Source organism: Acinetobacter indicus CIP 110367, from assembly GCF_000488255.1.
GTDB lineage: Bacteria > Pseudomonadota > Gammaproteobacteria > Pseudomonadales > Moraxellaceae > Acinetobacter > Acinetobacter indicus.
Map to the genome: position 1 here is coordinate 918105 of NZ_KI530745.1, position 20247 is coordinate 938351.

Genomic DNA, 20247 nt, shown 5'->3' on the forward strand with positions numbered 1-20247 from the left:
TCAATTCACTTTATTCATCTTAAGCCGTTGTTTAATTTTGAGTGTTACTTCTTTGCCCCATATTTGATAAATTTCTTTACTCGGATGAAAGCCATCTTCGGCCATTTCCAGTTTCATCTGCTGATATTGTGCAATGTCATATTCAATCCAGTCCATGTTTGGCTGCTTTTGAATAAATTTATGCAGTTCACGGTTCATCTGCTTGGCATATTGGCCAAACAGCCACGCCAGCGGATTCGGTAAAGCCGGGAAAAGTTGCATCGGTGGTACACCTGCTGCAAGGATGAGCTGTGGCTGGAATTTAGCTGCAATCAGCTGATACAACTGCGCCTGCTTTTGAATCCAGATATCGGCTGGTATCAATTTGGTGACATCATTCACCCCGACCGAGGTGACCACTACATCAAACTTTTCAGTGTCCAGCTGCTGAACGCTTTGAATGACCTGCCCCGTGGTATTGCCTGTTTTGGCATGCAGTTTCCAGCTGACCTGAAATTCGGAAGTGAGTCCGGCCAGAATCGCGCCGAGCAAGGCATCTTCCTGATGGCTAACGCCAACGCCGGCAGCGGCTGAATCACCCAGAATCAAAATGGATAAGGCCTGTCCCTGACCGCTCGTGCCTTCACGTTCGCCTTCTGGCTCTGCCAGTCTTAAGGTATTTTTCTTGACCCGGCGGCCTTGAATAATCAGGGCGGGAATTAAACCCAAGGTTGCAAGCTTCAGAAACATCGCGTTGTCGATCATCTTCAAAAAAATCGGGCCTATTTTAACCAAAATAAGCCCCGTATTTTTGTCTTTCTATGAAATATTTTTAAATTTTCAAATATTTAAAACAAACATTTAAAATAAAAAGTGAAAAGCGCCAAATGGAACTTTTCACTTGATATTAATATGAATTAACCGAGCTTATTGACCAGTTTTAAAGGTAAGACTTTCATGGCCAAGCCCAGTGGCAACCATGGCCATTTTGGCACATAAGCTTTTACCGGTGCTTTTTCAATTTCTGCGGCCAGTAAGCGTGAACCAGTTTGCTCATCCACTTCAAATGGTAATTTTTTCGCGCCTTCGTTAATTTCGGTACGGATATACCCCGGGAAAATGGTGGTAACTTTAATTGGCGTATCAATCAGTTCGGCGCGAATGCCTTCAGCCAGATGCGCAACGCCGGCTTTACTGGCGCCATACGCAGTCAGATGTTTTGGCATACCACGCATTGCGCTCATGGAAGAAATCATCACCAGATGGCCAGAGTTTTGGGCACGGAAAATTTCTACCGCAGCTTCACATTGCGCCAGCGCTGAAATAAAGTTGGTTTCAACCGTGGCGCGGTTAATCGCAAAATTGCCTTTGCCGATCCGGCGGCCTTCACCAACCCCGGCATTGACAATAATCCGGTCAATCGTGCCCAGTTCTTCCTTAAAAGCACGAAACACCTCAAATACCTGATCATAATTGGTCACATCTAAGGTTTTTGCGGCCACGCTCACGCCGTACTTGCTTTCCAGTTCCTGTTTTAAGCTTTCCAGACGTTCCATACGACGCGCACAAATGGCCAGGTTATAGCCTTTTTGCGCAAATTCGCGGGCCATACCGGCACCAATGCCGGAACTTGCGCCGGTAATTAAAATTGTTTTGGTCATCTGTCTATTCCTTGATTAAATCCAAGTTAATAATTCTGGATGTTGTGCTTTTATAAAATGATGTTCATTCAGACTTAACAGTTGTGGCTCATTACCAACCAGACGCAAAGTGGTCATGCTGGTATTGGCGATGGCCCAGTTCAGTGCAAAAGTCCGGTTAGGATTCAGTTCCAGAATTTTTCCAGCAACAACCGAAATGACGCCGCCCGAAGTAAACACAATCGCGTAACGCGGTTTGGTTTGGGCCAGTTCATCACACAGGTTTTGCAAGGCGGTTTCGACCCGGGCCTTGAAATGCGGCCAGGATTCTTCATATTCATGGTGATATTCACCGCCAGTCCAGCGTTCAATGGCACCTTCAAAAATTTTTGCCAGATACGCCCGCGGATTAAGCTCTTTGGCTACATCGGCCTTTAATAAATGCGGTTCATTAAAGCGCGGTTCGTATTGGGCAAACACCTGCTGATGATTAAACTCGTTCCAGTCCGGATTGGTGACCAGATGAGCTTCAGGGAAACATTCGGCCAGAGCGATCTGTGCAGTCTGCTGATGGCGCTGCATGGAGCCGGCCACCACATAGGGCTCTTCTTTTAAGATGTTATCAAAATACTGACCCAACAGTTTGGCCTGCAATTCCCCATTCGGCGAAAGCTGGTCATAGCTTTCTGCACCAAACGAAGCCTGACCATGACGGATTAAATAAATAGTCGTCATTTCGGCAGCAGCTCCTTAAATTTGGCCATATATTTTTGTGCCAGCTCATTGACTTCAATTTTTTGCAGCCCAATCAGTTTTAAGGCGCGGATATGCAAGGCATGAATCACAATCCAGAAATCTTTAAAGGCCGGATTATTGGTCTGTTTATGATAATAACGGTAGTAAATCTGCTGGGCGATCACTGCCAGACGGAAAATCCCGAACACTTCATAGAAGGTCCAGTTTTCCGGTTGCAGGCCGGTTTTTTCCAGATAGTAATCGACCACCTGTTTACGGGTGAACATGCCTTTTAAATGGGTCGGCTGACGGCGGGTGGCTTTAAAAATCTGGTTATCGGTTTCTTCTACCCAGTAGGCCAAAGCGGAACCAAGATCCATCAGCGGATCGCCCAGAGTTGCCATTTCCCAGTCCAGCACGCCAATCACTTCGGTTGGATGCTGCGGATTTAAAATCACATTATCAAAACGCCAGTCATTGTGAATAATGCAGGTGGTGGAATCTGCCGGAATATTCTCGTGCAGCCATTTACGTACATATTTAAATGACGGCACATTCAGGGTTTTGGCTTTTTCATAACGGCTGTCCCAGCCTTCCACCTGACGACGGCAATAGCCCTCACCTTTACCGAGTTTTTCCAGTTCAGTGCCCTGATACGGCACCTGATGCAGCTCGATTAATTTATCAATCACATTAATGCACAGTTCCTGAACCTGGTTTTCATCAAAGTTCAGTTCTGGCGGCAGTTTGGCCCGCGGGATAATGCCTTCCACGCGCTGCATGATATAAAAATCACAGCCAATCACCGATTCATCCTGACACAGCGCCACCATCTGTGGTAACACCGGATAAAACGGCGCCAGATTTTTTTGTACATGATATTCACGCGCCATGTCATGCGCAGATTTGGCTTTGGTGCCTTTGGGTGGGCGACGTAAAATTAAATCGGCATTACGATAGTTCAGACGATAGGTCCAGTTAGAGGCACCACCTGAATATTGGGTCACTTCCACGGGTTCCTGAACATCAACCCCTTGTGCCTTTAACCATTGGCTTACTGCCTGAATATCCAGTTCCTCGCCTTCACGAACCTGACCGCCAACATCAATCACTGACATGTTATTTTCCTAATTTTTCACTTTTTTAGGTCTTGCCCTATTAGAGCATTTTCAGCTGTAAAGACCCACACTGTTTCTGGTGTTTTGCCACTTATTTTTTACGACGGGTACTGTAACCGCGTTTGGCCAGTTCCAGTTTGGCAATCATGCCTTTATGCACTTCATCGGGACCATCGGCCAAACGTAAGGCACGTGCCTGGGCAAAGAAACCGGTCAATGGCGTATCGCGGGACAGCCCGGCACCGCCGTGGATTTGCATGGCCATATCCACCACTTTTTCCAGCACGCTTGGCGCCACTACTTTAATGGCAGAAATTTCTGTTAAGGCGGCCATATTGCCTAAAGTATCCATTTTATAGGCAGCATAAAGTGTTAACAGGCGTGCCTGATCAATTGCCACACGCGCTTCGGCCACACGCTCCAAATTGCCACCGAGTTTCAGGATTTCCTTGCCAAAGGCAGTCCGGTTCATGCCGCGTTCAATCATCAGTTCCAGTGATTTTTCTGCCGCACCGATACAACGCATACAGTGATGAATCCGGCCGGGTCCTAAACGGCCCTGGGCAATTTCAAAACCTTGGCCGGCACCGCCAATAAAATTGGCCACTGGCACGCGGACATTGTCAAAGCTGACTTCACCATGGCCATGCGGCGCATCATAATCGCCAAACACCGGTAACATACGTTCAATTTTCACCCCTGCAGTATCAACCGGGACCAGCACCATCGAATGTTGATGATGACGGTCTTTGCTTTCATCCGGGGTATGCGCCATAAAAATAATGATTTTGGCATTCGGATCACCCAGACCCGATGACCACCATTTACGTCCGTTCAGGACAATCTCATCACCATCTACCACCGCTGTGGCCTGCATATTGGTCGCATCAGAAGAGGCCACTGCCGGTTCGGTCATACAAAACACCGAGCGGATTTTGCCTTCGAGCAGCGGCATCAACCATTGCTGTTTTTGCTGTTCTGAACCATAACGCCATAACACTTCCATGTTGCCGCTATCTGGCGCGTTACAGTTAAATACGGTCGGGGCAATCAGGCTACGGCCAGACAATTCGGCAATATGTGCATATTCCTGCACTGACAGGCCCTGGCCCAAATTAGGACAAGGCAAAAACATATTCCACAGTCCCGCGGCTTTGGCTTTGGCTTTTAAACTTTCTAATTGTGCCGGCCACTGCCATTGCGTCCAGTCACCACCCTGATTCAGTTCATGCACCTGCTGCCAAAAGTCGGCCTCACTTGGTTCAATTTCTGTTTGAATAAACTGTTGGGTTCTTTCGAGATAATCCTGTGCGCGTGCTGACAATTCAAACATGACTGTAGCTTCCTCAATCTGTTGTTATATTGGCTTTACAACACCTTAACCTAAAAATTATTATGCATGAAATGATTTTATTGAATTAAATACTATGCACAATATTCATAATAATAGCCCGATGGATCTGGGTGCTTTTCATCGTATTGATATTAATTTATACCCGCTGTTTATTGCGATTTTTGAACAAAAAAATATTTCCAAAGCGGCGCAGCTCTTATGTATCAGCCAGTCGGCCACCAGTCATGCCTTACAACGGCTTAGGTTACAGTTACAGGATGATCTGTTTATTCGCACCGGCCATCAGATGTTACCAACGCCGTTTGCCGAGCAGATTTATCCGACCATTAAAACTGCACTGCTGTCTATTCAGCATATTGCCCGGCAAAAACAGCAGTTTGAACCGGCGATGGTACATACCCTGAAAATTGCCATACATGATGAAATTGAACCGATTATTTTTCCCAAACTGGTGCAGCATTTTCAGCAGCTGAATCTGGAGATTCAGTTTTTAAGCAGCAAGCTGGACCGTAAAACCATGATTAATGATCTGGCGACCCAGCAAATTGATTTTGTGATTGATCTGGAACACAACCTGGGCGATAAAATCCAGTTTCAGGCGCTGGTACAAGACCGTTTCGTGGTTTGTAGCCAGCGTTCATCCATAGATAAAGAATTATATTTGTCTGCGCCGCATATTGGTGTTTCTTCACGCCGTAGTGGCTTGCTGCTGGAAGATATTTATTTAAAGCGCAATCAGCTGTCGCGAACCCTGTTATTACGCTGTCAGCATTATTCCACTGCCCTGCAAATTCTGGCGCAGCATGACACCGCGATACTGACTATTCCGGAAAGTATTTTGCGACATTTACATATTGACCCGAAGCTGCATATTTTTGAATCGCCTGTTGACCTGCCGCAAATTGATTTGGGGATGTTCTGGTATAAGGAGATGCAGGAGAATGCACGTCATGCATTTTTAAGAGCGGAGATTTCTAAAATTTTTGCTTAGGCTATTTAGATCACTCAAATACAAGGCACTTTATCTTCATTAAATTTAAAACATCGCTCAAGCCCTTGCCAGATCAGGCGTTGCAGCGTAGCTGATTTGTTAAAAACTAGCTAATTGGCGATTTAATCGACCGGCGAATTGCGCCATTTCTTTTACACTAGCACTTTTATTTTTCACGGTTTACAGCTGGCTGGTCTGTTCAGCTGAATTGAAAGCGTCTATGTTGACTGAACTCTCCCCTTTCTGGCTGCTGGCATTGGCCGCTGGATGCTGTCTTGTTGCGTTTATGCTGTTGGGTAAGATTTCCCGCTTTGTGCAGCAACTGTTTCGACCTTTTAAAAAAGGCAAAACCTATTGGGCGCGGGTCACTGCGGTCAGCGATGGCGATACCCTCACCCTGTACCGTTTTAATTTAAGACGTTCAGAAACCCGCATCCGCTTTGCCTATATTGATGCGCCAGAATCGAGTCAAAGTTATGGTCCGGAAACCCGGCGTCTGGTGAAAACCATGCTGCATCAGAAGGTGGTACGGATCAAAATTACCGATATTGACCGCTATGGCCGCCATGTTGGGGTGATTTATCGCTACCGTAAAAATGTCAATGAAGAACTGGTCAAACGTGGTGCCGCCTGGGTCTATGAAGATTATATTCGTGATCGCAAGCAGCTGGCGCATATGCGTGCCTTACAGACTCAGGCCAGAGCGCGGAAAAAAGGACTCTGGAAAAGTAGCCGCCCGGTGCGGCCAAGTGTCTATCGCAAACAGAACCGTAAATAAAATGCTCAGGTGAATTTTTAAAGTCCGAAGATGATTCAGCTTAATAAGCCCATTGCACCAGCAAACGAAAAGCTCCGGCAATCAGCGCCAACGCCACAAAACCGGCCAGCCAGAGACCAATAAACCACAGCAGCTGTGTACGTTTCATTGCGGCTCCTTGATGACTAAGGGAATAACTGACCTATAATGATGTGCTTCATGTCGATTTTCTTTAATGATAGCCATCATCCCCCACCCGGACTTTATGGCGAAAAATCCAATAGGACATCGCGCTATAACCTAGAATAATCGGAATTAAAACTAGCGCGCCAATGAGGGTAAAACGCTGACTGCTTTCCGGCGCAGCCGCCTGCCAGAAGCTGACCGAGGGCGGAATAATATAAGGCCATAAACTGATTAAAAAGCCGCTATAGGCCAGAAATACCAAGGCCAGCGTATACAAAAACGGCCGAAACTGTTGCCGCTGCCGGCAGGCTTTTAAAGCCAGATAAGTAAAGGTCAGTACCAGTATTGGCACCGGAGAGAAATACAGTAACTGCGGCAGATTAAACCAGCGCTCGGCAATGTGCGGCTGGGTTATCGGGGTATAAATACTGACGGCTGCTAAAACAATCAATAGGCCGATCAACATCTTCGGCATTAAACGGTACATACGCTGCTGTAGCGCCTGATCGGTTTTAAAAATGAGCCAGCCACAACCTAAAGTGGCGTACAACATTACCACGCCAGCACCAGTAAACAGGCTAAACGGCGTTAACCAGTCCAAGCCATGGCCCGCATATACCCCCTGCTCGGTACGAATACCCTGAATATAAGCGCCCAAAATTACGCCTTGTAAAAAGCTGCTCAAAACAGAGCCACCAATAAAAGCTTTGTCCCACCAGTGTTTGCTGCTGTTGGCCTTAAAACGAAACTCAAAGGCAACACCGCGAAAAATTAAGGCAATTACCATTAAAATGACCGGTAAATACAGGGCCGAAAGTACCGTGGCATAGGCCAAGGGAAAAGCGGCAAACAGGCTGGCGCCTCCCAGCACCATCCAGGTTTCATTGCCATCCCAAATTGGCGCGACGGTATTCATCATGACATCCCGCTCTGCCTGCTCGGGAAAAAATGGAAATAAAATCCCGATGCCCAAATCAAAGCCATCTAACACCACATACATCAGCACCGCGAAGGCAATAATTCCAATCCACAGCAAAGATAAATCCATCATGGCTCCTGCTCCTGTTTGGGACGCTCGACGGGCGGGTTGATCTGCTCGGTGACACTGCTTAATGGCCGTCTGGAGGCTTGAGTAAGCTCAGCATCAGAGGCTGATGATGGCGCTGAATGAATCAGTTCCGGCCCTTTGTGCATCAGTCTGAGCATGTAATAAATGCCCATCCCAAACACCACAAAATACACCAGTACAAAAATCATCAAACTCAGGCCAACCTGCTCTGCAGATACTGGCGATAAGGCATCTTCGGTACGTAATACCCCATAGACCACCCACGGCTGGCGGCCGACTTCTGTGGTAAACCAGCCGGCCAATAAGGCAATAAAACCAGAGGGCCCCATCCATAGGGCAAAACGCTGAAAGCGACGATGTTCATATAAACGCTGCCGTTTACGTAGCCACAATCCCCACAGCGCCAGAATCAGCATCAGCACGCCTAAGCCGACCATAATCCGGAAACTCCAGAACACAATGGTCGAATTGGGCCGATCTTCCGGGGCAAATTCTTTTAAACCGGTCACGGTGCCATCCAGCGAATGGGTCAGAATTACGCTGCCCAAGTTGGAAATCGCCAGCACATATTTGGTTTCTTCGGCCTGCATATCTGGAATACCAAACAGATACAGCGGCATGCCTTTCTCATGATTGGTATCCCAATGCCCTTCCATCGCTGCCAGTTTGGCTGGTTGATGTTGCAGGGTATTCAAGCCATGTAAATCGCCCACCAGCACCTGTAAGGGAGTTAAGATCAGCATCAGCCACAAGGCCATTGAAAACGAGGTTTTTACCAATGCATCCCGACGGCCTTTAAGTAAATGCCAAGCGGCCGTGGCAGCCACCAGCAAAGCAGAGACCAAAAAGGCAGCAATGGCCATATGCGCCAGCCGATACAGGAATGACGGATTAAAGACAATGGCCCACCAGTCCTGTGGCACCAGAATGCCATTTTCGATGCTGAAACCTTGCGGAGTTTGCATCCAGCTATTGGCTGATAAAATCCAGAACATGGAAATACAGGTGCCAATTGCGACCATTAAAGTCGAGAAAAAATGTGCTTTAGGTCCCACCCGTCCCCAACCAAACAGCATGATGCCGAGAAAACCCGCTTCCAAAAAGAAAGCGGTGAGCACTTCATAGGCCAATAATGGTCCGGTGACACTGCCGGCGATACGGGAAAATTCACTCCAGTTGGTGCCAAACTGATAGCTCATGACAATGCCAGAAACCACCCCCATGGCAAAGGCGACCGCAAAAATCTTGACCCAGAATTTAAACAGGTCCTGATAAATCGGATTACGACTGCGTAACCAGCGCCATTCCAGAATCGCCAGAAAACTGGCCAGACCAATGGAAATGGCCGGAAAAATGATATGAAACGAAACTGTAAAGGCAAACTGAATCCGGGCCAGTTCCAGCGCGGTAAAACCGAGGGTCATCATGGCACCTTTCAAAAGGTCGAGCTGCGCTCAGGGTGTAGAGTTTTAAATATAGCGTTTTGAATTTTTCTCATCGCGCTTCAGCATAAGACGAAGTTGTATAGGCCTTGTGTAGGCTTTTGATCAAGAATCTTTAAGCGAGTAATTTCTGCAACTGATGAGTTTTTTTGGAAGATAGAAGCGCTGATTTTTTATTCTTGCGGTTTATCAGCTGGATAGACAGGACTGGATGAGAGGAATTTTTGTAGTTCAGTTGATTGACCTTAACGCTGCTTAACAAATCTATAGCAATACACGTTGCCCCCTCATCTTTTATCATCTGTTTTTTTGAATCCTTCGCTGGCTTCCCTACTTGAAAAAAATTCCGAACAGGCGTACATTGACTTTGTTTTAGTTACCCTAGTTAACTATTTTTTTTATGCCAAGCTCTCCCTTAAAATTTCGTACCGCCTTATTACGCTGCGCACGTCTGTTCAGCGATGAAGTTAATACCCTGTTATTGCCGCATCAGCTTAATTATTCCTTGTGGCAGGTGTTATATGTCATTCATTTAAAACAGCAATGTACCCAGGTGGATATTGCCGCCTATTTAAAGGTGTCCAAACCGAGCATCACCAAACGTATCCGGGTGTTGCTGGACTTAGGTTTAATTCAGCAACTTGAAAGTAGTGATAAACGGCAGAAATGCCTGACTTTTAGCTCTCACGGGCAGGAACTTTTCAAGCATTGTTCCACCCAGATTGATCAGTTTGAACAACAGCTGCTGCAGTCTTTTACAGTTACGGACATCGCCCATACCCGCGAGATCCTTAATCAGCTGAGTGAACAGTTACAACCGACCCTACAAGGTGAAGACAAATGAGTTCAGCACAAGCACCGCTATGGACCAGAAACTTTATCCTGGTCGGCCTGATCAATTTTCAACTGGTACTGATTTTTTATCTATTGGTGATTGTGATTGTCGGTTATGCCGTGGCGGAATTAAATGCCAGCATTGCCGAAGCCGGTTTAATTTCAGGACTGTTTATTGTCGGCACCTTATTTGGCCGTCTGCTGATTGGCAAATGCCTACAGCGTTTCGGTTATCGTAGCACCCTGCTTTTTGGGCTGGCCGGTTTCTTGCTGCTTTCCTTAGGCTATTTTATAGAGATGGGGGTGACTGCCCTGCTCGGCATCCGTTTTATTCATGGCTTTATGATGGGAGTCGCCTCTACCGTACTCGGCACAGTCATCGCACAAACTCTGCCGCCCACCCGCCGTGGTGAAGGTATTGGCTATTACAGCATGAGCAGCACCCTGGGTACGGCGATTGGTCCTTTTGTCGCGATCTGGATGATGCTGCACACCAGTTATCAGACGATTTTTAGCTTATCCAGTGTCTTGGCGCTGGGCTGTCTGGTAGTGGCCTGTTTTATCCGGATGCCGAACCTGGCGCAGCCTAAACCTGCAGCCACCGCGACAGCAGGCAAAGGTTTTGGCTTCTGGACCCAGTATCTGGAAAAGAATGCGCTGCCCATTTCCCTGATTATGCTGTTTGCTTCCATCTGTTATTCCGGCGTGCTGTCATTTATTAACTTTTACGCCAAGGAAATTGATCTGGTCGAAGCCGCGTCCTTATTCTTTTTAATGTATGCAATCGCCATTTTGTTTTCGCGTCCGTTTACCGGGCGGCTTATGGATCGTAAAGGTGAAAATATCATTATGTATCCCGCCTTTATTGTGATGGCGATTGCCCTGTTTTTACTAAGTCAGGCGCATAACTCCAGTATGCTACTGCTTTGTGCCGGCTTGCTCGGTCTGGGCTATGGCAATATTCAATCGGTCTGTCAGACTATTGCGGTCAAAAGTACCTCACTGGAACGTATGGGACTGGCGACCTCGACCTATTTTATCTGTCTGGATGCAGGGCTGGGCTTCGGGCCGTATTTGATCGGAATCGCGCTGAAATCGGTTAGTTATGCGCAGATGTATTTCTATAGTGCCATCGCCGCGCTGTTGTGTTTAGGCCTGTATTATCTGCTACATGGTCGTCATGCTCAGCAGGTGCAGCCACAGTTATCACGCTAACGAAAGCAACACGCTTAAAACCGCCGGCCAAAGCGCTGGCGGTATTCCATTGGGGTTAGGCCGGTTTTCTTGCGAAATAAACGCCGGAATGAACTCGGATCTTCATAGCCCACCATTTGCATAATCCGGTCAATCGGCTGCTCGGTTTCTTCCAGCCGTTTTTGCGCAGCTTCAATACGAATAGCCTGCACATACTGATTCGGCGCCACATCTAACACTGCTTTAAAACGGCGAATGAGCGTGCGCGGGCTGATATTAAAGCGCGCCGCCACATCTTCCATATTCAAGTTTTCACTAAAATGCTGCTCCAGCCAATGCTGGATTTCTTTTACCAAACCATCCTGATGTGGCTTGCTCATACGCATCAAGGAATAGGACAACTGGTTGTCACGGCGAAAATCCAGCACAAAGGATTTGGCCGTCTGAATGGCAATTTCAAAGCCATAAAAACGTTCAATTAAATGTAGCCCCAAATCGAACCAGGCCAACCCGCCACCGGCACAATAGACATGATCGGACTGGGTAATCAGGCGATCCGCCTGCAAATGGACCTCCGGATAGCGCTGCTGGAACTGATCTTTAAAACCCCAATGCGTGGTGGCACTGCGGCCCTGTAAAATTCCGGCTTCGGCCAGAAAAAAATTCCCGGTACAGTTTCCGGCAATCAGGCATTGAGCTTGATCGGCCTGTTGCAGAACATTCATGAGAGACTGATTTTTTTCCAGAATCTGCTCGATGGAACCGGCCAAAGTCGGAATCACCAGCAAATCGGCCTGCTGGATTTCACTATAGGCCAGATGCGCCTCAATGCGTAAACCATTACTGCATTGCACCGTTTCTCCCTGTGGCGAGGCAATCTGCACCTGAAACAAACGCTGGATGTCCTGTTTCTGAATCCGGTTCCAGCTAATGCCGGCCAGACTGAATAAATCGGCCACACCGGTTATGGCCGAAGCCAGTGCACCATCATAGGCCAGAATAAAAACCCGCTTCATGCTTTCTTCCCAAATGTCGTTTTTGGCTCCTTGAGTGTCATTATTGACAATTTATCTGCCAATACAAGTCTTGTTAAGCTAAGAGCAATCAATAAAAACAGGTAACGGCATCCCATGACCGCACTCATCAATCAAAAAGATCTGGATTTTTTACTCTATCAGGTATTTTCAGCCGAACAGCTGACCCAGCTGGAACGTTATCAGGAACATGACAAAGCCACCTTCGACAGTATTTTAGATACGGCGCGCGGCATTGCAGCAGACTATTTTGCCCCGCACAATGCCAAAGGCGATGCACAAGAACCGCATTTTGATGGTACACAGGTACATACCATTGCCGAAGTGAAACAGGCCTGGCAACAGTTTGCCCAGGCCGGTCTGTTATGTGCCCAGCATGATTATGATCAGGGCGGTATGCAGCTTCCCACACTGATTAATATGGCTGCCAATGCCTATTTTATGTCGGCCAATCCTGCCACCGTGGCTTATTCATTTTTAACCGCCGCCGCAGCGAATCTGATTCAGGCCTTCGGTACCGAGCAGCAGAAACAGACCTTTGTCCCGTCGATGTTCAATGGCCGCTTTTCCGGCACCATGGCCATGACCGAGCCGAATGTCGGTTCCTCTCTGGGTGATCTGACCACCAAAGCCATTCCACAAGCTGATGGCAGCTACAAAATTAAAGGCCAGAAAATGTTTATTTCTGGGGGTGATCAGGACATTACTGAAAATATTGTGCATCTGGTGCTGGCGCGGATTCAGGATGCGCCACAAGGTGTCAAAGGCATTTCCCTGTTTATTGTGCCGAAATTCCTGACCAATGAAGATGGCACGCTGGGTGAACGCAATGATGTCAAACTGGCTGGCCTGTTACATAAAATGGGCTATCGCGGGACAACATCGACTGTGCTGAATTTTGGTGAAAATAACCAATGCTTAGGCTATTTGATTGGTGAAGCTGGTCAGGGCCTGAAATATATGTTCAAAATGATGAACGAGGCGCGTGTCGGTGTTGGGCTGGGCGCCGCGATGATCGGTTATCGCGGTTATTTGGAATCGCTGGAATATGCCAGAAACCGTCCGCAAGGCCGACTGGCCAATGAAAAAAATAGCGATAGCAAACCGGTCAATATTATTGAACATAGCGATGTGAAACGGATGCTATTAGCGCAAAAGGCCTATGTAGAAGGTGCTTTGGCACTGTGCCTGTTTGCCGCGCGACTGATTGATGAACATCAGGCGGGTGGCTCGGAAGATAGCGCCATTCTGCTCGATCTGATTACACCTGTGGTCAAGTCCTTCCCTTCTGCCTATGGCCCGAAAGCCAATGATCTGGCAATTCAGGTGCTCGGCGGTGCCGGCTATACCCGTGATTATCCAGTAGAACAGTATTATCGGGATAATCGCTTAAATCCGATTCATGAAGGCACTTTTGGTATTCAGTCACTGGATTTACTCGGGCGTAAATTATGGCAGCACAATGGCAAAGGCTTAAATCTGCTGATGCAACGCATCAACACCACGCTGGAACAGATTCAGCATCCAACCATTCTGGATCTGTCTAGCAAATTCTGCAAACATTTGGCTACGGTACAAAGCACCACACAAAAACTGGGACAGGCGCTTATGCAAGGTCAAACCAGTGAGGCTTTGGCCAATTCTGCCCTGTATTTAGATATGATGGCTAAAGTGATTATTTCCTGGTTATGGCTGGATATGGCTAATAAAGCGCAACAGCAGTTTGGCCAGTCTGAGTTGGTAGAAGATCAGCAATTTTTAGCAGGCAAGTTGCAAGCGGCGCGCTATTTTATTCGCTGGGAATTACCGGAAATTGAACATCAGGCCAAATTACTGAGTGAATTTGATGATACCTGCCTGTCGATGCACAGCGACTGGTTTTAAAACTGAATGATGGAAAGCAGGTTTTAAATATCTACCTCCTAAAGAAAATCCCCATGTAATAAACTACATGGGGATTTTTTATATACTTCTAGAATGCAAATGTCGTTTAGAATTGTGCATTCAAGACATTGGCCGCCACTTTACCCTGCCACAATTCACGTAGGGTCGGTAAATAGAATTTTTCACCCAGCTCGACCAGTTCAGCATCAATTTGTGCATGAACTTCATGCATAAACAGATAGTCCAGCTCTACTGTCGCCAATTGGCTTTGTGATTTTTTATAGTCCTGACGTTTTTGCTGTGCTTGCTTCACCAAATGGTCTGCAAAAGCGCGATCTTTATATTTCGCAATAGCATTTAAACGCAGCTCAATCAGGCCCCAACCACTGAGCAGCAATTTAAACAATTCCAGATCTGCCGTGGTTGATTCCCAGGTCATTTCTTCCAGGTTTTCATTTTCAGGCAGCACCGGCAGCAGCAGCTCCATCACACTTGGGAAAATTTTCTTAAAATTTAAAATAAATTTAACAGGATGCTCACCCGGATAATCGGTAAATTGCACCTTTTTCTGAACATCCGTTAAATAGATATCAAGCATTGAAAATTTTCCTAGATAGATTGCTGTTTTACAAAGCTTTATTTCTTAGCTTGTAAAACTGTAATAAAAAACGAATCGCATTTTAGCAATTATGACATCTTATTCAATGGTATTTAAGCCATGTGTCTACATGAGGATGGCTTTAGCTCTAAAATTCTTCAATCTGGAAAGATGACTTTAAACGGTTCGAAGGCTTTTAACTTTTTAAAAACTTTGATTCGGGGCTAGTAGATGGTTTTTCTTTAATTAGGTTCTTGAGTTTGAATCTTATATTAATCAATATCTAGTCGTTCAATAAGCATGAACACTCCAGATTAAAATGACACACTGTTTGCCTTCAATGCACTCTCATCTATTATGCTGAGATATCTCAGACTTAAAAAATAACGATGCTTTTTCTTATTGCGATCCTATTTTTAGTTTTTATTCTCTATTACTACAGACTTGATCAGGCCAGCGCGACGAGCAGCGAGTTTGTGTTCTACCTTTGCCTTTCCTTAATCATCCTCTGCATCGTGAACGCTTGACGTGTGTTGACTTAAGTAGCAAGTAAGTATTAAAAAAACCTTCTCATCTCCCAGCGGTCACAAAACTGCATATACCGTGACCGTCCAGTTACACCTATATTTTTCCTTTCACAAGCGGTTCACAGTACAGGTATATCATCACGGGATTAAAAAAATTAATGTGAGATGTATCGTGAAATACGGAATTTTAATTGTTCTACTGTTAAGCTGTGTAGTCAGCAGTGGCCTGAGTTTCTGGGTTGGATTCAAGGCAAATGATTCATTATTATTGATCATTGGCGGACTGCTTGTTTTTGCATCAATCTTGATTGCCCTTGAAATTAAAAAAGTCAAAAAAGATCCGTTCTAAGCCAAGCCGGCAATTTTTCTATGCTCTATGGATGCGGGAATAGCGCCTATTCACGCTCTTTTAGACAATTCTGACAGCGCCGAATTTCTTCATCATCACCCGTGTATTCGACTTCAGTTGCGCCATGAAAGCTAAACAGACAAAGAAGGAACTGGATCATAATATTCTACTCTTAATAATCTGCCTCCTGTTCTGGAGGACGGCGTTGGGAGAAAATCAGAAGTTAGCCCTGATACAAATTTTATATAAATAGAAATTTTACAAGTTGTCATAATATGACATTCATAAAAATTAACATTCATTTAAATTATCTCATTTCGATAATCTAAATAAAAAATTACCCACTAAACCCAGAAGTCCTGAATAACGACTTTGTGGATGCTTTCATCGAAATCCGTATTGGATAGATTTAAGTTTTTGTTCTTAATATTGATATAACAATAACTTGCTGCAAGTCCTACACCAATCAAAGCTAATAGTTTCATTGCTCACCTCACCTATTGGAAGATCTGGATTTAAACTATCATTCAAATTTGTAGCTTTCACATTCAATTTTGATCATTTTTTGTACAGATTGTAATTTCCGGAGCAATGTATAAAGCCATAAAAAAGCCCACCAGTGGGTTGAGCTTTTTAGGTCTTGACCAAGAGAAAGAAGCAATAGGGATGAGCGCTGTTAATACTCTTGATCTAAACCATTGCTACACGTTTTATTCTCTTCTTCATCGAGCAGGTAGTCGATTTCAGTCACCTCATGCAGGCCAAATAAAGTGAATAGAAGATGGAGCATAATTTTCTCCTCAAAAAAATGCCTCCCTAGAGGAGGAGGCAGTAAAAAAAGAAAGAAACTACAGCGATAGATTCTGCTGGAAATTATATATAAATTTATAATTTATATATTTGCATAATATTACATATTTTATGCCAAAAATTAGCCAACCCAGTCTACTTTGAATGAATTATTAATAGAAAATTATTATAATTTTAAGTTGAATTTCAAAGTTAAGAGGACTTCTTATTCGGTGATCAGCAGAATATCTAGAATCCCTTAATTAACGTAAGTAAATGACTGCCCTTTTTGCCTAGATTCACTATTGGAGCCGGTTTTATACCAGCCATAAAAAGGCTCACCTGTTTCCAGATGAGCCTACCGATGTCGAACCGCGAATGCTCAACCTGAATATCTAATGTCTCCATCTCAATACATCAAGCAGTCCACCTACCAATGTATTCAAGGAAAATATTCAGATCATCCCACCCTTAAAGATGCATGGTCACACCCAGCTGAAAAGCGCGGCCCGATAACGGCGCAATATATTTCAGGGGCGAATTATGTGGACGTGCCTCTTCATCCAGCAGGTTTGATCCATTCATAAACAGGTCAAAACTGGCATTTTTTAAAGTCACTTTTTTACGAATATCCAGATCCATCAGGTTGTATGCCGGTAATGGCACTTCCTCTGACACATTTTTTCCTAAATATCGCGGTTGATCATAATAAATACTTGCCAGACGCGCTGACCAATCTGCGCGTGTCCATTCAATGTGGGCACCATAACGATTGGTCGGCATATTCGGCAAATACACGCCATCATTACTTAAACGCAAACTTTCCGGATTAGTGGCCTTATTTTTAACCAGATCAGCAAAACCACCGACCTGTACCTCACCAAAATGGTCTAAATCAAAAGTGTAGTTCATATCCACCTCAAAACCATTCACTTTAGTATCGGTTTGCTTCCAGTACTTCAGCGGTAAACGGTTTCTCATGGATGAACCGGAATGCGACAAATAAAAATAATCTTCAAAATCCATTTGATATAAAGCTACAGCGATATTCGCAGCATCCCAGTTCACATGCGTGATTAACTCCAGCCCCTGCATTTTCTCTTTGTTCAATGCCTGATTGCCCTCTTCCTGCGTCATAACCGAGTAATGCGGATTGCTGGCATACAGTTCATTAATTTCAGGAGCCCGTTCTGACTTAGAATATTGCAGCCTAAAGTCCAGATAATCAGTCGCTTTAAAATTCGAACCGACATAAAAACTATTTAGAGCAAAAGATTTATTTTTTAGGGTGCTATTGGCCGCATTACGCGCCAGTTTAAAACTCTGATCCTGAATCTCATGCTGAACGTTCTCATGACGATAACCGGCATCCACTGAAAACCGCTCCCAATCCAATTTTTCCTGGATAAATACCGCCTGGGTCGTGGTTTTGACATTAGGGAGATAGCGCTGTGTTCCTGAACCCTTAACATCACGTACATTCAAAGCAGTGCCAATTTCACCGCTCAAATTTTTATAAGGCATCTGCTTTAGTACCAGTTCGGCAGCATGGCTATCAAACTGATATTCATTGGCTTTGCTTGCACCAATATATTCACCCGAGCGATTGGATAATTTTGATGCCTGAATTTGGAGATGATCAAGTACAGGCAGTGGGTCTCTGAGTAACGCATCAACCGCAAAACGGTTCTGTTTAATCTGCACCGTAACCGGCAAGCCATCTTCATAAGCGCTCTGGAAAGATTTATTCTCCATTGAGAAACCCGGCACACCATAATCACTGGTTTTATAATCGGCACTAATTCCAATATAGCCATTGTCTAAAAAGTAAGTACTCCCGATTGCCATATTTTCATTTCTGGCATAGCTATTGCACAGTTTTTTCTGATAATTGGGCGTAACATCCTGATTGGTTCGGCTTTCCACATATTTTGGCGTATTGGGCACATAATCCGGGTTGGGATCATTGACAAATTCCCGGTAGGCACCATTCACATAGCGGGTTAAAACCGCTTGATCAGTATATTTGGCCGACTCCAAGCCATCATAATAATCATAAAAATGCTGAGGATTCTGGGCGATATCTTCTAAAACATGCTTATTTAAATATTGATGATGTGCCTTATTAAAGACCTGTTCAATTCTGGCATCGCGCTGGCAGGCGCTTGCCAAAGCAGAATCAATCCCACCTCGCTCCGAGATAATCGCTGTATCACAGACGGCTGCTTTGCTCTTTCCGGGAATTTTATAAGATGAAATCTGTTGGGTAGAAAACTGGATATTGGTGCTCAGATTTTCCTGATTATTGACATTAATGCGAATACCATGCCCGCTAAAATCGTTAAAGCCCTTTTTATACACCACATCGACATTGGCGCTTTTCTCTTCCAGCATTTTTGAAATGATGCCCGAATCTATATCCACATAACCACCAATCGCCTGTCCGCCATAACGTACAGTATTGGTCCCTTTATGTACGGTCACGCTTTTAGTAAATAGTGGATCAAATGGAATATTAATATCACCGCTGATAGCATTCATTCCATTGATCGCCTGACCATTCTCCAGAATCCCGACCCGATGACCACTCAAACTGCGTATCACTGGTGCCCCCGAATTGGGACCGAATGCGCTACTTTGCACGCCAGACATATGTTTAACGGCATCGCCCAAGGTATTGGCTGTTTCAATGCGTTCTTTAGGCGCAATGTTTAGGTTCTTGTCAGTATCATCCCCCTGAAAAATAAGTGGTTCCAGAATTGTAATCGGCTCTTCAGCCTGTGCCTGTTGCATCGCCAATAAAATTAAAGTCATGAGTGTGCTGTATTTCATGCGAGCCCCCTTTTAAAAAGTGTTATGTTATAACATAACTTTATATCTATTTAAAAAATTATTCTGGTTTTTCTGGCAGATCGAGAAAATGCAGCAACTCAATTGAGAGGAAGAAAAATGGGGGAATTGAAATATTTTGAATTCTTAGATTCTTAAAAAAAGAAGAAACCATCTAACACGAAGTTAAATGGTTTTTAGAATCAGCTCAACAGCCAAAGCTCATTAGAGCTTTTTCCAGGTCATGGCACTGGTTGTATTGCTCTGTTGCGCTTTACCAAATACTTTCATCTGGTCTTTGCCATCATTCAATTGCGCTTCAATGGTATAGGTCCGGCCATCCTGGGTATTCAGCCATTGACCTTGCTTAAACTGCTTATGGTTGCCGGTCATGCCTTTCAGCACTTCCATACCAAAAATCGGCTGGTTCTTTAAAGCCCCTTCACATTTGCCACAAACGTCCGGATTCACCGCTCCCGCTGTCGGATAATTTTTGCTCACTACGGCGCTATACTGCTGTGTTTTGGAGTTTTTACGAATCACGATTTCCGACACATAATACCCGGTTCGATCATCAATCACTTTCCATGTCCCGATTAAAGGATCAAACGGCATTGCCACTACAGTTTTGGTTAAACCCGCCAATAGAGCCGCAGCCCCCAACAATTTAAAATTCATAAGCAAAAAGAGTTTCAAAAGAGTCAATAAAGAAATGAGATACGCTTCCCAGCGGCCTGAATTATATTCATTTTCCTAAATTAAATCATAATAATTTCATAAATTTTAAATATCTATGTGGTATTTAGATCCAATTTTTGCTAGATACTTCACATTTCTTTTCCAGAATTTTAGCAATTATTTTTATTGTCACATTCAGGGCTTATGATGCAGTCAAGGTCATTAAAAACGAGAAGATGGCCTGTAATAACTAAGTAGCG

At 44.9% G+C, this 20247-nt stretch carries 18 protein-coding genes; 6 read left to right on the plus strand and 12 right to left on the minus strand.

Translation table 11 applies throughout. The features are described 5' to 3' along the window. From P253_RS04420 to P253_RS04440, 5 genes are all read right to left on the minus strand, one after another. A complete protein-coding gene (locus P253_RS04420) occupies positions 1–729 on the minus strand; it encodes an SGNH/GDSL hydrolase family protein (protein WP_035363038.1) in 729 nt (242 codons plus the stop codon). Between the two features lie 167 nt (positions 730–896). Beyond that, the gene (locus P253_RS04425; protein ID WP_016658074.1) at positions 897–1640 is read right to left on the minus strand and encodes an SDR family oxidoreductase; all 744 of its coding nucleotides are present in this window, start codon (positions 1638–1640) and stop codon (positions 897–899) included. A 15-nt stretch (positions 1641–1655) separates the two neighbouring features. After that, the gene (locus P253_RS04430; RefSeq protein ID WP_016658073.1) at positions 1656–2354 is read right to left on the minus strand and encodes a histidine phosphatase family protein; all 699 of its coding nucleotides are present in this window, start codon (positions 2352–2354) and stop codon (positions 1656–1658) included. Then, positions 2351–3472: a phosphotransferase family protein gene (locus P253_RS04435; protein WP_016658072.1), complete on the minus strand. Its 1122-nt coding sequence runs from the start codon at positions 3470–3472 to the stop codon at positions 2351–2353. Before P253_RS04435 ends, P253_RS04430 begins: the two co-directional genes overlap by 4 nt. A 91-nt stretch (positions 3473–3563) precedes the next feature. Then, positions 3564–4805, minus strand: a complete 1242-nt coding sequence (locus P253_RS04440; protein ID WP_016658071.1) for an acyl-CoA dehydrogenase family protein — start codon at positions 4803–4805, stop codon at positions 3564–3566. A 94-nt stretch (positions 4806–4899) separates the two neighbouring features. Here P253_RS04440 and P253_RS04445 point away from each other — a divergent pair, with 94 nt between their 5' ends. Both P253_RS04445 and P253_RS04450 read left to right on the plus strand, forming a co-directional pair. Beyond that, the gene (locus P253_RS04445; protein WP_016658070.1) at positions 4900–5817 is read left to right on the plus strand and encodes a LysR family transcriptional regulator; all 918 of its coding nucleotides are present in this window, start codon (positions 4900–4902) and stop codon (positions 5815–5817) included. Between the two features lie 220 nt (positions 5818–6037). Next, entirely contained in the window at positions 6038–6595 is a 558-nt protein-coding gene (locus P253_RS04450; RefSeq protein WP_016658069.1) for a thermonuclease family protein, read from the plus strand. 40 nt (positions 6596–6635) lie between these two features. Here P253_RS04450 and P253_RS15740 read toward each other — a convergent pair whose 3' ends face one another. The 3 genes from P253_RS15740 to P253_RS04460 all read right to left on the minus strand — a co-directional run bounded on the left by P253_RS15740 (position 6636) and on the right by P253_RS04460 (position 9253). Next, positions 6636–6743 (minus strand): hypothetical protein, encoded by a 108-nt coding sequence (locus tag P253_RS15740; RefSeq protein WP_005178219.1) that lies wholly within the window; start codon positions 6741–6743, stop codon positions 6636–6638. A 63-nt stretch (positions 6744–6806) separates the two neighbouring features. After that, on the minus strand, positions 6807–7811 hold the full coding sequence (gene cydB / locus P253_RS04455) for a cytochrome d ubiquinol oxidase subunit II (protein ID WP_016658068.1): 1005 nt from the start codon (positions 7809–7811) through the stop codon (positions 6807–6809). Then, positions 7808–9253 carry a cytochrome ubiquinol oxidase subunit I gene (locus P253_RS04460; protein ID WP_016658067.1) on the minus strand — a complete coding sequence of 482 codons (1446 nt, stop codon included), beginning with the start codon at positions 9251–9253 and terminating at the stop codon, positions 7808–7810. Before P253_RS04460 ends, cydB begins: the two co-directional genes overlap by 4 nt. 418 nt (positions 9254–9671) lie before the next feature. Here P253_RS04460 and P253_RS04470 point away from each other — a divergent pair, with 418 nt between their 5' ends. Together P253_RS04470 and P253_RS04475 are read left to right on the plus strand one after the other, a co-directional pair. Further along, positions 9672–10115 (plus strand): MarR family winged helix-turn-helix transcriptional regulator, encoded by a 444-nt coding sequence (locus P253_RS04470; protein WP_016658066.1) that lies wholly within the window; start codon positions 9672–9674, stop codon positions 10113–10115. Then, a complete protein-coding gene (locus P253_RS04475) occupies positions 10112–11320 on the plus strand; it encodes an MFS transporter (RefSeq protein ID WP_016658065.1) in 1209 nt (402 codons plus the stop codon). The genes P253_RS04470 and P253_RS04475 overlap by 4 nt, the downstream gene beginning before the upstream one ends. Before the next feature lie 14 nt (positions 11321–11334). Here the strand turns inward: P253_RS04475 and P253_RS04480 are convergent, their stop codons facing one another. Then, the gene (locus tag P253_RS04480; RefSeq protein WP_016658064.1) at positions 11335–12315 is read right to left on the minus strand and encodes a GlxA family transcriptional regulator; all 981 of its coding nucleotides are present in this window, start codon (positions 12313–12315) and stop codon (positions 11335–11337) included. A 114-nt stretch (positions 12316–12429) separates the two neighbouring features. Here P253_RS04480 and P253_RS04485 point away from each other — a divergent pair, with 114 nt between their 5' ends. Next, positions 12430–14217 (plus strand): acyl-CoA dehydrogenase, encoded by a 1788-nt coding sequence (locus tag P253_RS04485; RefSeq protein WP_016658063.1) that lies wholly within the window; start codon positions 12430–12432, stop codon positions 14215–14217. 106 nt (positions 14218–14323) lie between these two features. Here P253_RS04485 and P253_RS04490 read toward each other — a convergent pair whose 3' ends face one another. Then, positions 14324–14815 carry a hypothetical protein gene (locus P253_RS04490; protein ID WP_016658062.1) on the minus strand — a complete coding sequence of 164 codons (492 nt, stop codon included), beginning with the start codon at positions 14813–14815 and terminating at the stop codon, positions 14324–14326. Between the two features lie 699 nt (positions 14816–15514). On the opposite strand from P253_RS04490, the gene P253_RS15745 reads away from it, so the two are divergent. Next, a complete protein-coding gene (locus tag P253_RS15745) occupies positions 15515–15691 on the plus strand; it encodes a hypothetical protein (protein ID WP_155757084.1) in 177 nt (58 codons plus the stop codon). A gap of 1260 nt (positions 15692–16951) precedes the next feature. On the opposite strand, the gene P253_RS04495 is transcribed toward P253_RS15745, so the two are convergent. Continuing rightward, positions 16952–19312: a TonB-dependent receptor gene (locus P253_RS04495; RefSeq protein ID WP_016658058.1), complete on the minus strand. Its 2361-nt coding sequence runs from the start codon at positions 19310–19312 to the stop codon at positions 16952–16954. Positions 19313–19534: 222 nt separating this feature from the next. After that, positions 19535–19987 carry a DUF2147 domain-containing protein gene (locus tag P253_RS04500; RefSeq protein WP_016658057.1) on the minus strand — a complete coding sequence of 151 codons (453 nt, stop codon included), beginning with the start codon at positions 19985–19987 and terminating at the stop codon, positions 19535–19537. Positions 19988–20247 lie beyond the last annotated feature (260 nt).

Coding starts and splice junctions, on each gene's coding strand:
- P253_RS04420 (WP_035363038.1), bottom strand. CDS start 729: ATGTTTCTGAAGCTTGCAACCTTGGGTTTAATTCCCGCCCTGATTATT.
- P253_RS04425 (WP_016658074.1), bottom strand. CDS start 1,640: ATGACCAAAACAATTTTAATTACCGGCGCAAGTTCCGGCATTGGTGCC.
- P253_RS04430 (WP_016658073.1), bottom strand. CDS start 2,354: ATGACGACTATTTATTTAATCCGTCATGGTCAGGCTTCGTTTGGTGCA.
- P253_RS04435 (WP_016658072.1), bottom strand. CDS start 3,472: ATGTCAGTGATTGATGTTGGCGGTCAGGTTCGTGAAGGCGAGGAACTG.
- P253_RS04440 (WP_016658071.1), bottom strand. CDS start 4,805: ATGTTTGAATTGTCAGCACGCGCACAGGATTATCTCGAAAGAACCCAA.
- P253_RS04445 (WP_016658070.1), top strand. CDS start 4,900: ATGCACAATATTCATAATAATAGCCCGATGGATCTGGGTGCTTTTCAT.
- P253_RS04450 (WP_016658069.1), top strand. CDS start 6,038: ATGTTGACTGAACTCTCCCCTTTCTGGCTGCTGGCATTGGCCGCTGGA.
- P253_RS15740 (WP_005178219.1), bottom strand. CDS start 6,743: ATGAAACGTACACAGCTGCTGTGGTTTATTGGTCTCTGGCTGGCCGGT.
- cydB (WP_016658068.1), bottom strand. CDS start 7,811: ATGATGGATTTATCTTTGCTGTGGATTGGAATTATTGCCTTCGCGGTG.
- P253_RS04460 (WP_016658067.1), bottom strand. CDS start 9,253: ATGACCCTCGGTTTTACCGCGCTGGAACTGGCCCGGATTCAGTTTGCC.
- P253_RS04470 (WP_016658066.1), top strand. CDS start 9,672: ATGCCAAGCTCTCCCTTAAAATTTCGTACCGCCTTATTACGCTGCGCA.
- P253_RS04475 (WP_016658065.1), top strand. CDS start 10,112: ATGAGTTCAGCACAAGCACCGCTATGGACCAGAAACTTTATCCTGGTC.
- P253_RS04480 (WP_016658064.1), bottom strand. CDS start 12,315: ATGAAGCGGGTTTTTATTCTGGCCTATGATGGTGCACTGGCTTCGGCC.
- P253_RS04485 (WP_016658063.1), top strand. CDS start 12,430: ATGACCGCACTCATCAATCAAAAAGATCTGGATTTTTTACTCTATCAG.
- P253_RS04490 (WP_016658062.1), bottom strand. CDS start 14,815: ATGCTTGATATCTATTTAACGGATGTTCAGAAAAAGGTGCAATTTACC.
- P253_RS04495 (WP_016658058.1), bottom strand. CDS start 19,312: ATGAAATACAGCACACTCATGACTTTAATTTTATTGGCGATGCAACAG.
- P253_RS04500 (WP_016658057.1), bottom strand. CDS start 19,987: ATGAATTTTAAATTGTTGGGGGCTGCGGCTCTATTGGCGGGTTTAACC.